Source organism: Burkholderia sp. BCC1985 (assembly GCF_905339915.1).
Lineage (GTDB): Bacteria > Pseudomonadota > Gammaproteobacteria > Burkholderiales > Burkholderiaceae > Burkholderia.
This window is the reverse complement of record NZ_CAJPGY010000019.1, coordinates 80,355-94,476: the sequence shown is the minus strand read 5'-3', so window position 1 is coordinate 94,476 and position 14,122 is coordinate 80,355. Positions and strand designations below refer to the sequence as shown.

11 protein-coding genes are annotated in these 14,122 nt (G+C 68.7%); 6 read left to right on the top strand and 5 right to left on the bottom strand.

Annotation, left to right across the window (positions count from 1 at the left end; all coding sequences use genetic code 11):
- Positions 1-105 precede the first annotated feature (105 nt).
- Positions 106-1,173 carry a tRNA preQ1(34) S-adenosylmethionine ribosyltransferase-isomerase QueA gene (gene queA / locus U4Z31_RS20805; protein WP_321811280.1) on the bottom strand — a complete coding sequence of 356 codons (1,068 nt, stop codon included), beginning with the start codon at positions 1,171-1,173 and terminating at the stop codon, positions 106-108.
- 167 nt (positions 1,174-1,340) lie between these two features.
- Here queA and recG point away from each other — a divergent pair, with 167 nt between their 5' ends.
- The 6 genes from recG (at position 1,341) to ubiA (ending at position 9,540) form a co-directional block, all read left to right on the top strand.
- Positions 1,341-3,680, top strand: coding sequence for an ATP-dependent DNA helicase RecG (gene recG / locus U4Z31_RS20800; protein ID WP_321811279.1), 2,340 nt, complete (start codon positions 1,341-1,343; stop codon positions 3,678-3,680).
- Positions 3,681-3,817: 137 nt separating this feature from the next.
- The gene (locus U4Z31_RS20795) at positions 3,818-4,777 is read left to right on the top strand and encodes a hydrogen peroxide-inducible genes activator (protein WP_044844025.1); all 960 of its coding nucleotides are present in this window, start codon (positions 3,818-3,820) and stop codon (positions 4,775-4,777) included.
- A gap of 551 nt (positions 4,778-5,328) precedes the next feature.
- Positions 5,329-7,515 (top strand): catalase/peroxidase HPI, encoded by a 2,187-nt coding sequence (gene katG, locus U4Z31_RS20790; protein WP_321811278.1) that lies wholly within the window; start codon positions 5,329-5,331, stop codon positions 7,513-7,515.
- Positions 7,516-7,620: 105 nt separating this feature from the next.
- Positions 7,621-7,776, top strand: a complete 156-nt coding sequence (locus tag U4Z31_RS20785; RefSeq protein WP_185500316.1) for a hypothetical protein — start codon at positions 7,621-7,623, stop codon at positions 7,774-7,776.
- Between the two features lie 120 nt (positions 7,777-7,896).
- Positions 7,897-8,385, top strand: coding sequence for a non-specific DNA-binding protein DpsA (gene dpsA, locus U4Z31_RS20780; RefSeq protein ID WP_044844027.1), 489 nt, complete (start codon positions 7,897-7,899; stop codon positions 8,383-8,385).
- A gap of 282 nt (positions 8,386-8,667) precedes the next feature.
- Positions 8,668-9,540, top strand: a complete 873-nt coding sequence (gene ubiA / locus U4Z31_RS20775; protein WP_321811277.1) for a 4-hydroxybenzoate octaprenyltransferase — start codon at positions 8,668-8,670, stop codon at positions 9,538-9,540.
- Positions 9,541-9,642: 102 nt separating this feature from the next.
- On the opposite strand, the gene proC is transcribed toward ubiA, so the two are convergent.
- From proC to glcE, 4 genes are all read right to left on the bottom strand, one after another.
- Positions 9,643-10,455 (bottom strand): pyrroline-5-carboxylate reductase, encoded by an 813-nt coding sequence (gene proC / locus U4Z31_RS20770; RefSeq protein ID WP_044844029.1) that lies wholly within the window; start codon positions 10,453-10,455, stop codon positions 9,643-9,645.
- Positions 10,456-10,505: 50 nt separating this feature from the next.
- Positions 10,506-11,204, bottom strand: coding sequence for a YggS family pyridoxal phosphate-dependent enzyme (locus tag U4Z31_RS20765; RefSeq protein ID WP_321811276.1), 699 nt, complete (start codon positions 11,202-11,204; stop codon positions 10,506-10,508).
- A gap of 160 nt (positions 11,205-11,364) precedes the next feature.
- The gene (gene glcF, locus U4Z31_RS20760) at positions 11,365-12,591 is read right to left on the bottom strand and encodes a glycolate oxidase subunit GlcF (protein ID WP_044844030.1); all 1,227 of its coding nucleotides are present in this window, start codon (positions 12,589-12,591) and stop codon (positions 11,365-11,367) included.
- 290 nt (positions 12,592-12,881) lie between these two features.
- Positions 12,882-13,970 (bottom strand): glycolate oxidase subunit GlcE, encoded by a 1,089-nt coding sequence (gene glcE, locus U4Z31_RS20755; protein ID WP_044844031.1) that lies wholly within the window; start codon positions 13,968-13,970, stop codon positions 12,882-12,884.
- Positions 13,971-14,122: the final 152 nt, after the last annotated feature.

The window sequence follows — 14,122 nt, the reverse complement described above, 5'->3', positions numbered from 1 at the left end:
AACGGGGGCGACAGCGCGGGGACAACGGCGCGACGGCGCGACGCGCAGCTGCCGCTGCGCGGTCGCGGGCCGGCGCGGGCCGGCGTGTCTTCGCGCCTGGCGCGCTTACGCGCGCGGCGCCTCCGGCGTGTCGCGCCGCGTGAGCAGCATCGCGTCGCCGTAGCTGAAGAAGCGGTAGCGTGCGTCGATCGCGTGCCGGTACGCGGCGCGGATCGTCTCGACGCCCGCGAACGCCGACACCAGCATCAGCAGTGTCGACTTCGGCAGGTGGAAGTTCGTGACGAGCCGGTCGACGATCCGGAAAGCGTAGCCGGGCGTGATGAAGATGTCGGTCTCGGCCTGCGTCGCCGCGAGCGGGCGGCCGGCTTCGTCGGCGCTGCGCGCCGCGGCTTCGAGCGCGCGCATCGAGGTCGTGCCGACCGCGATCACGTTGCCGCCGCGCGCGCGGGTCGCGGCGATCTTGTCGACGAGCGACTGCGGCAGGTCATACCACTCGCTGTGCATCTTGTGCTCGGCGATGTTGTCGACGCGCACCGGCTGGAACGTGCCGGCGCCGACGTGCAGCGTCAGCGTCGCGCGCTCGACACCCATCGCGTCGAGCTGCTCGAGCAGCGGCTGGTCGAAATGGAGCCCGGCCGTGGGCGCGGCGACCGCGCCCGGATTGCTCGCGTAGACGGTCTGGTAGCGCGTCTCGTCGTTCGCATCGGCGTCGTGCTCGATGTACGGCGGCAGCGGCAGGCGGCCGAACTGCTCGATCAGGTCGAGGCACGGCTCGGGGAAGATCAGCGTGAAGAACGGCTCGACGCGCTCGCCGACCGTCACGTCGAACGCGTCGGCGAGGCGCAGCGTCGTGCCGGCGCCCGGCGACTTGCTCGCGCGGATCTGCGCGAGCGCGGTGTGCGTGCCGGTCACGCGCTCGATCAGTACCTCGATCTTGCCGCCGCTGGCCTTCTGGCCGAAGAAGCGTGCCTTCAGGACCTTGGTATCGTTGAACACGAGCAGGTCGCCGGGCGCGATGCACGACGGCAGCTCGGCGAAGCGGCGGTCGACGAGGCGCGCGGGCTCGATGGTGCCGTCGACCTCGAGCAGGCGGCTCGCGGTACGGTCGGGCAGCGCGGTTTGCGCAATCAGCTCGGGAGGCAGATTGAAATCGAAATCGGAAAGCGTGAACATGCGGGCTGGTTCGAAACGGCCGGCGGGCGCCGCCGACAGGGCGGAAACGCATGAATGGGGCGCGCGAGCCGCTATGATGGCGGGATGCGCGGCCTGGCCGGCGTCGTTCGTTCGGACGACGTGAAAGCCGCTATTGTACTTGCCTTGCGAAGCACCCAGACGATCCGATGCCTGTGTCACCACGCCGTTCCACCGCCGCCGTTGCCGATTCCGCCGATCCGTTCGACGCGGACGATGCCGCGTTGCCCGCGCGCAGCGCGGGGGAGCACGAGCCGCCGCGCAGTATCGCGCCGCGCCGCACGGGCCCGACGCGCGGTGCCGACGGGCGGCTCGCGCAGCCGGCCGCGGCCGCGCCCGACGCCGAACCGGGCGCGGGCAGCGACGAGGCGGGCGCAGCGGGACCCACCGGTGCGAAACGCAAGAAGAAGCCGGCCGCCGACAAACCCGTGAAGACCGTCGACAAGCTCGCGAAGCTCGGCCTCACGCGCTCGATCGATCTCGTGCTGCATCTGCCGATGCGCTACGAGGACGAAACCACGCTCACGCCGATCGGCGAACTGCTGCCGGGCGGCATCGCGCAGACCGAAGGCGTCGTGTTCGACAACGAGGTCGCGTACCGGCCGCGCCGGCAGCTCGTCGTGAAGATCCAGGACGACGACGGCGAGCAGCTCGTGCTGCGCTTCCTCAATTTCTACGGTTCGCAGGTCAAGCAGATGGCCGTCGGCCAGCGGCTGCGCGTGCGCGGCGACGTGCGCGGCGGCTTCTTCGGGATGGAGATGGTGCATCCGGCCGTGCGCGTCGTCGAGGCCGATGCGCCGCTGCCGCAGGTGCTCACGCCCGTCTATCCGAGCACGGCCGGCGTGTCGCAGGCGTATCTGCGCAAGGCGATCGAGAACGCGGTCGAGCGCACGCCGCTGCCCGAGCTGCTGCCGCCCGAGATCGAGCGCGACTACCTGAAGCCGCTCGGCGTGCCGACGCTCGCGCAGGCCGTGCGCATCCTGCACCACCCGGCCATCGATTCCGACGAAGCCGCGCTGATGGACGGCTCGCATCCGGCGTGGACCCGCATCAAGTTCGAGGAGCTGCTCGCGCAGCAACTGTCGCTCAAGCGCGCGCACGAGGAGCGCCGCACGCGCGCGGCGCCCGCGATGCCGCGCCGCGCCGCGACCGATGCCGATGCGCTGACCACACGCCTTTACGCGGCGCTGCCGTTCACGCTGACGGGCGCGCAGTCGCGCGTCGTCGACGAGATCGCGCACGACCTCACGCTCGCGCACCCGATGCAGCGGCTGCTGCAGGGCGACGTCGGCAGCGGCAAGACGGTCGTCGCGGCGCTGGCGGCCGCGCAGGCGATCGACGCCGGCTACCAGGCCGCGCTGATGGCGCCGACCGAAATCCTCGCGGAACAGCACGCGCGCAAGCTGCGCGCGTGGCTCGAACCGCTCGGCGTCACGGTCGCATGGCTCGCGGGCAGCCTGAAGGCGAAGGAGAAGCGCGCGGCGATCGAGGCCGCGGCGCTCGGCACCGCGCAGCTCGTGATCGGCACGCACGCGATCATCCAGGACACCGTCGAATTCGCGCGGCTCGGCCTCGTGATCGTCGACGAGCAGCACCGCTTCGGCGTCGAGCAGCGTCTCGCGCTGCGCGCGAAGGCCGCGAACGCGGCCAACGGCGCGCGCGATTTCCAGCCGCACCAGTTGATGATGTCGGCCACGCCGATCCCGCGCACGCTCGCGATGACGTATTACGCGGACCTCGAGGTGTCGACGATCGACGAGCTGCCGCCGGGCCGCACGCCGGTGCTGACGCGCCTCGTCGGCGACGCGCGGCGCGAGGAGGTGATCGCCCGCGTGCGCGAGGCCGCGCTGACCGGCCGCCAGGTGTACTGGGTGTGTCCGCTGATCGAGGAGAGCGAGACGCTGCAGCTGCAGACGGCCGTCGAAACCTATGAAACGCTGGCCGCGGCACTGCCCGAGCTGAAGGTCGGGCTCGTGCACGGGCGGCTGTCGCCGGCCGACAAGGCGGCCGTGATGGAGGCCTTCACGCGCAACGACGTGCAACTGCTCGTCGCGACGACCGTGATCGAAGTCGGCGTCGACGTGCCGAATGCCTCGCTGATGGTGATCGAGCACGCGGAGCGCTTCGGCCTCGCGCAGCTGCACCAGCTGCGCGGCCGGGTCGGGCGCGGCACCGCGGCGTCGGTGTGCGTGCTGCTGTACACGGGCCCGCTGTCGCTGACCGGCCGCGAGCGGCTGAAGACGATGCGCGAGACGACCGACGGCTTCGAGATCGCGCGGCGCGACCTCGAGATCCGCGGCCCCGGCGAATTCCTCGGCGCGCGCCAGTCCGGCGCGGCGATGCTGCGCTTCGCGAACCTCGAGACCGACGGCTGGCTGATCGATCCGGCCCGCGACGCGGCGGCGCGGCTGATCGCCGCGTATCCCGACGTGGTCACGCAGCATCTCGCCCGCTGGCTCGGCGCGCGCGAGCAATATCTGAAGGCCTGATTCGCGCATTCAGGGTCGGATTTAAAACCGCCATTCAGCGCTGATTCGGCGTGTTGCGATACAGAGAAACTTGGCGAACCGGTGCCAACGGGTGTATAAATTAAACCTATCGCCTGTATATCCCTGATTGACCCACAATGACCCTGACTGAATTGAAATACATCGTCGCGGTCGCGCGCGAACGGCACTTCGGTCGCGCGGCCGAAGCGTGCTTCGTGAGCCAGCCGACGCTGTCGGTGGCGATCAAGAAGCTCGAAGACGAGCTCAACGTGCAGATTTTCGAGCGCGGCGCGAGCGAAGTGAGCGTGACCCCGATCGGCGACCAGATCGTCACGCAGGCGCAGCGCGTGCTCGAGCAGACCTTCGCGATCAAGGAGATCGCGAAGCAGGGCAAGGACCCGCTCGTCGGCCCGTTCCGGCTCGGCGTGATCTACACGATCGGGCCGTACCTGCTGCCGACGCTCGTCAAGCAGATGATCCAGCGCGTGCCGCAGATGCCGCTGATGCTGCAGGAAAACTACACGCTGAAGCTGCTCGAACTGCTGAAGCAGGGCGAGATCGACGCCGCGATCATGGCGCTGCCGTTCCCCGAAACCGGCCTGATGGTGCGGCCGCTGTACGACGAGCCGTTCGTCGTCGCGCTGCCGGCCGGCCATCCGTGGGAGAAGCGCGAGGAAATCGATGCCGAGGACCTGAAGCAGGAAACGATGCTGCTGCTCGGCAACGGCCATTGCTTCCGCGATCACGTGCTCGGCGTGTGCCCGGAGCTGATGCGCTTCTCGCAGACGGCCGACGGCATCCAGAAGACCTTCGAGGGCTCGTCGCTCGAAACCATTCGCCACATGGTCGCGAGCGGCGTCGGCATCACGGTGCTGCCGCGGATGTCGGTCGCCGAGGTTGGTCCGCGCGCGAACGGCCCCGACGCCGAGTTGCTGTCGTACGTGCCGTTCAACGAACCGGTGCCGGATCGCCGCGTCGTGCTGGTGTGGCGCAAGAGCTTCACGCGGATGCCCGCGATCGACGCGATCAGCGAGGCGATCGCCGCGTGCGAGCTGCCGGGCGTCGCGAAGCTCGACATGCCGGCGACGATGAACTGAGTGAACTGATCAGGGAGCAGTGCTCCCGAGGCAGGCGAATGAACGGGGTCTGGCGACCCCGTTTATTTTTGCCTATCGGATAGATAAAATTTATTAAATTCAAATCACCGATAGATGTAATTAGAATCATTCTCATGGATCGCGTCGGATCGGCGGTTCGATTCGCACGTTGAATGCAAGCGTCGAAGGAGGATGTCATGATGCGGTCGGTACTGCAGCACGCGCAGCGGAACATCCCGTCGCGCGACGAGGTCGTCAATCGTGCGAGGGCCGCGGCCCGGAGCCTGCGCCCGATTGCGTTCGCGTACCTGGCGGACCGTACGTATGGCGGATGAGTGCCGTTGCATGCCGGTTCGGTGTTCCCCGACTCACCGCCGTTCAGCCATGAGGGAGCGTTGCATGTCCGAAGTCCCGCAACCCGCATCGAAGGCCACGCGGCCTGACATCCCGTAGTACGACAGGATCAACCTGTTCCGTTTCATCCCCCCGCAATGCTCCATGAACCGCGCCCGGCAAGTGGGGGCTTACGAGTCAAGCAAAGGAGAAAAAGCATGTCGACCGAATCGAAGTGTCCGTTCAACCATACGGCGGCCGGCGGCACGTCGAACAGGGACTGGTGGCCGAACCAGCTCAATCTCAACATCCTGCACCGGCACTCGGCGCTGTCCGATCCGATGGACAAGGATTTCGACTACGCGGAAGCGTTCAAGAAGCTCGACCTCGCGGCGGTGAAGCGCGACCTGCAGGCGTTGATGACCACGTCGCAGGACTGGTGGCCGGCCGACTTCGGCCACTACGGCGGCCTGTTCATCCGGATGGCCTGGCACAGCGCCGGCACGTACCGGACCGCCGACGGCCGCGGCGGCGCGGGCGGCGGGCAACAGCGCTTCGCCCCGCTGAACAGCTGGCCGGACAACGGCAACCTCGACAAGGCGCGCCGGCTGCTGTGGCCGATCAAGCAGAAGTACGGCCGCAACATCTCGTGGGCCGACCTGATGATCCTGACCGGCAACGTCGCGCTCGAATCGATGGGCTTTAAGACCTTCGGCTTCGCGGGCGGCCGCGTCGACACGTGGGAACCGGACGACGTCTACTGGGGTTCGGAAAAGATCTGGCTGGAACTGAGCGGCGGCCCGAACAGCCGTTACTCGGGCGACCGTGATCTCGAGAACCCGCTCGCGGCCGTGCAGATGGGCCTCATCTACGTGAACCCGGAAGGCCCGGACGGCAACCCCGACCCGGTCGCGGCGGCCCGCGACATCCGCGAGACGTTCGCGCGGATGGCGATGAACGACGAAGAGACGGTCGCGCTGATCGCCGGCGGCCACACGTTCGGCAAGACGCACGGCGCCGGCCCCGCCACGAACGTCGGCCCCGAGCCGGAAGCGGCGGCCATCGAGCAGCAGGGCCTCGGCTGGAAGAGCACGTACGCATCGGGCAAGGGCCGCGACGCGATCACGAGCGGCCTCGAAGTCACGTGGACGTCGACGCCGACGAAGTGGAGCAACGACTTCTTCAAGCACCTGTTCGGCTATGAATGGGAACTGACCAAGAGCCCGGCCGGCGCGCACCAGTGGGTTGCGAAGGGCGCCGACGAGGTGATTCCCGATGCGTTCGATCCGGCGAAGAAGCATCGCCCGACGATGCTGACGACCGACCTGTCGCTGCGTTTCGACCCGGCCTACGAGAAGATCTCGCGCCGCTTCTACGAGAACCCGGCCGAGTTCGCGGACGCGTTCGCGCGCGCCTGGTTCAAGCTCACGCACCGCGACATGGGTCCGCGTGCGCGCTATCTGGGCCCGGACGTGCCGGCCGAGCAACTGCTGTGGCAAGACCCGATCCCGGCCGTCGACCACCCGCTGATCGACGCCGCCGACGTCGCGGCGCTGAAGGCGAAGGTGCTCGCGTCGGGCCTGTCGGTCGCGCAGCTCGTGTCGACCGCGTGGGCGTCGGCTTCCACGTTCCGCGGTTCGGACAAGCGCGGCGGCGCGAACGGCGCGCGCATTCGCCTCGCCCCGCAGAAGGACTGGGAAGTGAACCAGCCGGCGGCACTTGCCGCGGTGCTCGAGACGCTCGAAGGCATGCAGAAGGCGTTCAACGATGCGCAGACGGGCGGCAAGAAGGTGTCGCTCGCCGACCTGATCGTGCTCGCCGGTGCAGCCGGCGTCGAGCAGGCCGCGAAGAACGCGGGTGTCGCGGTGACGGTGCCGTTCGCACCGGGCCGGATGGACGCGTCGCAAGAGCAGACCGACATCGAGGCGATGGCCGTGCTCGAGCCGGTTGCGGACGGTTTCCGCAACTACCTGAAGCACGCGTACAAGACGCCGGCCGAGGCGCTGCTGGTCGACAAGGCCCAGCTGCTGACGCTGAGCGGGCCGGAGCTGACGGTGCTCGTCGGCGGCCTGCGGGTGCTCGGCGCGAACGTCGGTGACGCAAAGCACGGCGTGTTCACCGATCGTCCGGGCGCGCTGACCAACGACTTCTTCGTGAACCTGCTCGACATGGGCACGGAGTGGAAGCCGGTGTCGGCCGCGAACGACGTGTTCGAAGGGCGCGACCGGGCGACGGGCCAGGTCAAGTGGACCGGCACGCGCGTCGACCTGATCTTCGGTTCGCACTCGCAGCTGCGGGCGCTGGCCGAGGTGTACGGCAGCGCCGACGCGCACGAGAAGTTCGTGCGCGATTTCGTCGCGGCCTGGAACAAGGTGATGAACCTCGACCGCTTCGACCTCGCGTGAAAGTCGCGATGCGCTGACGCAGTCACGCTGTAATCGTGAAACGGCCGGTCGCACGACCGGCCGTTTTTTCTTCCGATTCGAGGTCTTGTCGAAGGAGTGACGACCATGACGCAAATGATGCTGAACATGCGCGCCGCGTTCACGCCGGCCGAGCTGGCGCGCCGTATCGTCGGTTTCGCGATCGTCATCGGCGGTGCGGCCGAGCTGGTCGCGCAGGCGCTGCACGCGCTCGCACCGCTCGTGTCGAGCGCCGGCGGCTGAGCGCAGCGAATCGCGCGCCGCGCTAGACTGGCACGTCGCGAACGGCTGCCGCACGGCGCGGCATGCGGATTGCTCGACGCGTTTTCGCCGGTTCAACATTTCGAATGAGGAGTCCCGAAGATGGCCAGGAAAGGCAACGCCACGCAGATCAACATCGGCATCAGCGACAAGGACCGCAAGAAGATCGCGGACGGCCTGTCGCGTCTGCTCGCCGATACGTTTTCGCTGTACCTGAAGACCCACAACTTCCACTGGAACGTCACGGGTCCGATGTTCAACACGCTGCATCTGATGTTCGAAGAGCAGTACAACGAACTGTGGCTCGCGGTCGACCTGGTCGCCGAGCGCATTCGCACGCTCGGCGTCGTCGCGCCGGGCACGTTCGCGGATTTCGCGAAGCTGTCGTCGGTGCCGGAAGCGAACGGCGTGCCGGCGGCCGAAGAGATGATCCGCCAGCTCGTCGAAGGGCACGAGACGGTCGTGCGCACCGCGCGCGAAATCTTCCCGATCGCCGATGCGGCGAGCGACGAGCCGACCGCCGACCTGCTGACGCAGCGCCTGCAGACGCATGAAAAGACCGCGTGGATGCTGCGGTCGCTGCTTGCCTGAATCCGGCGTGACGGGCCGTGCGTCGTGCGGCCGGTGTCAACTGGGCGGTGTCCCGAAGTCGAAGCGGGGTCGGATTGCCCGCATCGGCATCGAATCGGGCGGGGCGGGTCCCGCCACGCCCATGCATCTGTCCCCTGATTGACGTATGCGGCTGCTCGGCCGCATGCAGCGGGCCCGAGCAGCCTGCGCGCGTGCCGCCTCACCCGGCTGCGGGCCGTCCCGACATGACGCGAACCGCCGCTCGGCTCTAAAATGCCGGGATTCTCTTCCCGGTGGTTCGCCATGCTCGCCCGCTTTCCCCTGTACCTGCGGCTCGTCCGGATGGACAAGCCGATCGGCAGCCTGCTGCTGCTCTGGCCGACGCTCAACGCACTGTGGATCGCGTCGGACGGTCATCCGCGCTGGCCGCTGCTGGTGATCTTCGCCCTCGGCACGCTGCTGATGCGCTCGGCCGGCTGCGCGATGAACGACTATGCCGACCGCGATTTCGACCGTCACGTGAAGCGCACGGCCGACCGGCCGCTGACGTCGGGCAAGATCCGAGCATGGGAAGCCGTCGCGATCGCGGTGGTGCTGTCGTTCATCGCGTTCCTGCTGATCCTGCCGCTCAACACGCTGACGAAGGAGCTGTCGGTCGTCGCGCTGTTCGTCGCCGGCTCGTACCCGTTCATGAAGCGTTTCTTCGCGATTCCGCAGGCGTATCTCGGCATCGCGTTCGGCTTCGGCATCCCGATGGCGTTCGCGGCCGTGCAGGACACGGTGCCGACGCTCGCGTGGGTGATGCTGGTGGCGAACATCTTCTGGTCGGTCGCGTACGACACCGAATACGCGATGGTCGACCGCGACGACGACATCAAGATCGGCATTCGCACGTCCGCGCTGACGTTCGGCCGCTTCGACGTCGCGGCCGTGATGGCGTGCTATGCGGTCACGCTCGGCATCTACGTGTGGATCGGCGTGACGCTCGGCTTCGGTCTCGCGTACTGGGCCGGCTGGGCCGCGGCGGTCGGCTGCGCGCTGTATCACTACACGCTGATCAAGGATCGCGAGCGGATGCCGTGCTTCGCGGCGTTCCGGCACAACAACTGGCTCGGCGGCGTGCTGTTCGCGGGGATCGCCGTGCATTACCTGCTGGCGGGGCCGGCTGCCAACTGAAGCGGTACGGGCACCTCGCCGGTGCGCGATGCCAACAAAAAAGCGGCCGCGGCCGCTTTTTTTGCTGGCGCGGCCGGGCAAGCCCGGCCGACGACGCGGCGCTTACGCGCGACCGAGCTCGTCGCCCATTTCCTTCGCGCGTGCCTCGGCCGCGAGCGCGCCGCGCACGATCGCTTCCTTCACGCCTTGCGCGTCGAACGACGCGAGCGCGGCGGCCGTCGTGCCGCCCTTCGACGTCACGCGCTCGCGCAGCACGCTCGCCGGTTCGCCCGACTGCGCGGCGAGTTGCGCGGCGCCCGCGAACGTCGCGACCGCGAGCGCGCGGCCCTGTTCGTCGTTCATGCCGAGGCGGCGCGCGGCTTCCTGCAGCGCTTCGATGAAATAGAACACGTACGCCGGGCCGCTGCCCGAGATCGCCGTGACCGCGTCGAGCTGCGCTTCATCGTCGAACCAGACGATCTCGCCGACCGCGCCGAGCACGTTCGACGCGAGCTCGCGACCGGCCGCGTCGACGCCCGGCAGCGCGGCGAGGCCCGTCACGCCCATGCCGACCAGCGCCGGCGTGTTCGGCATCGTGCGCACGACGCGTGCGTAGTCGCCGAGCCAGCGGGCGAGGTCGGTGCCGCGGATGCCGGCCGCGATGCTGATCACGAGCTGCGACGTCAGGTGCGGCGCGAGCGCCTGCGCGACGTCCTTCAGCACCTGCGGTTTCACCGCGAGCACGATCGCGTCGTAGTCCGCGAGCGTCGCGTCGACGGCCGCGCCGGTGCGGATGCCGAACTGCTGCGCGGTGCGCGCGCGGGCGTCTTCGTTGACGTCGATGGCATACAGGCCGTCAGCGGCGACGCCGCGCTTGATCAGGCCGCCGATCAGGGCCGCGGCCATGTTGCCGCCGCCGATGAATGCGATTTTCATGGTGTCGAATTGAGCAAGTGAGTGAACGGGAAGGCGGAAAAGGGCGGCGCTCAGTGCGAATAATCGCGGGCGCCGAAGATCGCGGTGCCGACGCGCACGATGGTCGCGCCTTCGAGCACCGCGGCCTCGAGATCGGCGGACATGCCCATCGACAACGTGTCGAGCGGCAGGCCGTCGGCGCGCAAGGCGTCGTACAGCGCGCGCAGCGCGCGATGCGGCACGCGTTGCGCATCGATATCGCCGGCCGGCTCGGGAATCGCCATCAGGCCGCGCAGGCGCAGCGCCGGCAGCGCGGCGACCGCGCGCGCGACGTCGGCCGCGTCGGCCGGCGCGACGCCGCTCTTCGACGCCTCGCCGCTGATGTTCACCTGCACGCATACGTTGAGCGGCGGCAGGTGCGCGGGGCGCTGTTCGGCGAGGCGCTGCGCGATCTTCAGCCGGTCGACCGAATGGACCCAGTCGAACCGTTCGGCGACCGGGCGCGTCTTGTTCGATTGCAGCGGCCCGATGAAATGCCATTCGAGCGCGGCGCGCAGATCCGCGAGCGCGTCGATCTTGTCGATCGATTCCTGCACGTAGTTCTCGCCGAACGCGCGTTGGCCGGCCGCATGCGCGGCGCGCACGTCGTCGGCGGGAAACGTCTTCGACACGGCGAGCAGCGAGACGGTGGCGGGATCGCGGCCGGCCGCGCGGGCGGCGTCGGCGATGCGGCGGTGAACGGAGTCGAGACGGACGGCGAAATCGGACATGACGGGCACGGAAGCAGGCACGGGAAGCGAGTACGGCGGCGAATGGTGACGAATGCGGCGACGAACGCGGTGACGAACGCGGCAGCGGATGCGGCACGGCACGCGCCGCATCGGTTCGCCCATTATACGGACGGGGCGCCGGTGGGGCCGGCCATCCGCGTCAGCCGTACAGCAGATGTTCGACGAGCTGGATCCAGTGCGCGACCGGAATCTGCGTGCCGCTTTGCAGGTGCGCGATGCAGCCGACGTTGCCGGACACGATCATCTGCGGCTCGAGTGCCTGCAGCTTCAGCAGCTTCTGCTTGCGCAGCCGGTACGACAGCGACGGCTGCGTCAGCGAATAGGTGCCGGCCGAGCCGCAGCACAGATGGCTGTCGGCCGGCAGCCGCACGTCGATGCCGAGCGTCTCGAGCAGGCGCTCGACCTTGCCGCGCGACTGCTGGCCGTGCTGCAGCGTGCACGGCGGGTGGTACGCGACGGTATGGATCGCGCGGCGCCGCGCGAGCGTCGCGATCTCGGCCTCGAACGCGAGCAGCACGTCGGAGATGTCGCGCGTCAGCGCGACGATGCGCTGCGCCTTCTCCGCATAGGCCGGATCGTCGCGCAGCAGGTGCGCGTATTCGAGCACCGTCGCGCCGCAGCCCGTTGCGTTCATCACGATCGCCTCGGCGCCTTGCTCGACGTACGGCCACCACGCGTCGATGTTGCGGCGCGCGTCGTCGAGCGCCTCGTCGTGATAGTTCAGGTGCAGGCGGATCGCGCCGCAGCAGCCCGCGTCGGGCGCGACGATCGTCTCGACCCCGAGCGCGTCGAGCACGCGCGCGGTCGCGATGTTGATGTTCGGCAGCATCGACGGCTGCACGCAGCCGGCGAGCATCAGCATCTTGCGCGAATGGGGGCGCTGCGGCCATTCGAGCAGCCGCGTGCGCGGCGGCACCTTGTCGCGCAGCCGTTTCGGCAAGAGCGGCCGCATGTGCTGGCCGAGCCGCATGAGCGGCGAGAACAGCGCCGCGTTCGGCACGAGGCTGGCGAGCACGCGGCGCACGAGTCGTTGCTGCACGGGGCGCTGCACTTGCGCCTCGACGTGCTTGCGGCCGATTTCGACGAGCCGGCCGTACTGGACACCCGACGGGCAGGTCGTCTCGCAGCTGCGGCAGGTGAGGCAGCGGTCGAGGTGCTGCTGCGTGCTGCGCGTGACGGGCGCGCCTTCGACCATCTGCTTGATCAGGTAGATGCGGCCGCGCGGGCCGTCGAGTTCGTCGCCGAGCAGCTGATAGGTCGGGCACGTCGCGGTGCAGAAGCCGCAATGCACGCACTTGCGCAGGATCGCGTCGGCCTCGTCGCCGTCGGGCGTATTGCGGATGAAATCGGCGAGGTTCGTTTGCATCGATCTTAGGGTCTGTTTATATATGGAACGCGCATGCGTTGCCACGAGAACGGCCGCTCGCGAGGCGCGTGACGCCGCGAATACTGGCGTATTCGCAAGGAGCGCAACGCGGCGAGCGGCCGTTCTCGTGGCAACCCCTAATCAAAAGATTCATTCCACGGGAATGCCCGAAATCGCCCGTATGGCGGCGTCGCTCGTCGCTTGTTTGGCTCGGCCAAACGGCGCTCCTCACTTCTTGCCCTACGCGCGATTTCGGGCATTCGCATGTGCGTTCCATATATAAACAGACCCTAAAGATCAGGGTAAAGCCGGCCGCGGTTGAAGATGCGTGCGGGATCGAACGCAGCCTTCAGCCCGCGGTGAATCTTCATCAGCGGCGCGGGCAGCGGCGTGAACACGCCTGCGCTGCGGTCGTACGACTCGCCCGCGCGGAACAGCGTCGCATGGCCGCCGGCCTGCTTCGCGCTCATGCGCACCGTCTGCGCGTCGGCGTCGGTGATCCACCAGCGCTGCGCGCCGCCCCATTCCATCAGCTGGGTGCCGGGCAGGTGCATCGGTTCGGTGATCGACGGCAGCGCGAGCCGCCACAGCGCATAGCCGGGCGGGATGCCGTTGAAGAACGGGTCGGTGTGCTCGCGCACGGCTGCCCAGAAGCGCTCGGCCTCGACCGCGTCGACGACTTCGCCGCCGAGCAGCGTCTTCGCCGATTTCACGGCCGCCTCGGCGCCCGACAGCCGCAGCACGAGCGTGCCGTTGCGCCACGCGCTCGCGCTGACGGGCAGCGGATGGCCGCCCCATTCGTTGAGCTTGCGCACCGCGTCGGTCGCGGTCATCTCGAACTTCAGCGTGACTTCGGCGACGGGCACCGGCAGCACCTTGATCGACAGCTCGAGCATCAGCCCGAGCGTGCCGAGCGAGCCGGCCATCAGGCGCGACACGTCGTAGCCGGCGACGTTCTTCACGACCTGCCCGCCGAAGCGCAGCGCTTCGCCGCGGCCGTTCATCAGCGTGACGCCGAGCACGAAATCGCGCGGCGCGCCGCAGGTCGCGCGGCGCGGCCCCGCGAGGCCCGCCGCGACGCAGCCGCCGACGGTGGCCGCGCGGCCGAAGTGAGGCGGCTCGAACGGCAGCATCTGGCCGCACTCGGCGAGGACGGCTTCAAGCTGCGCGAGCGGCGTGCCCGCGCGGACCGTGACGACGAGTTCGGCCGGGTCGTACGACACGACGCCCTGAAACGCGCGCGTGTCGAGTATTTCGCCGTCCAGCGCCTGGCCGTACCAGTCCTTGGTGCCGCCGCCGCGAATCCGCAGCGGCCGGCCGTCGGCACTGGCGGCGCGGACGCGTTCGGCCCATCCGGCGACGATGTCGTCCTCTTCCATGTTGTATTGCTGCCTCGTTGTTGTCCGGTCGATTGTACCGGGGTGGCGCGAATCCACATCGCGACTATCCCTAAGCCACGCATGACGAATGCATGCGGGCGTCGCCGCGCGCACGGCCGGCGCGGGCAGGGCGGCACATCGCGGCCCGCGCG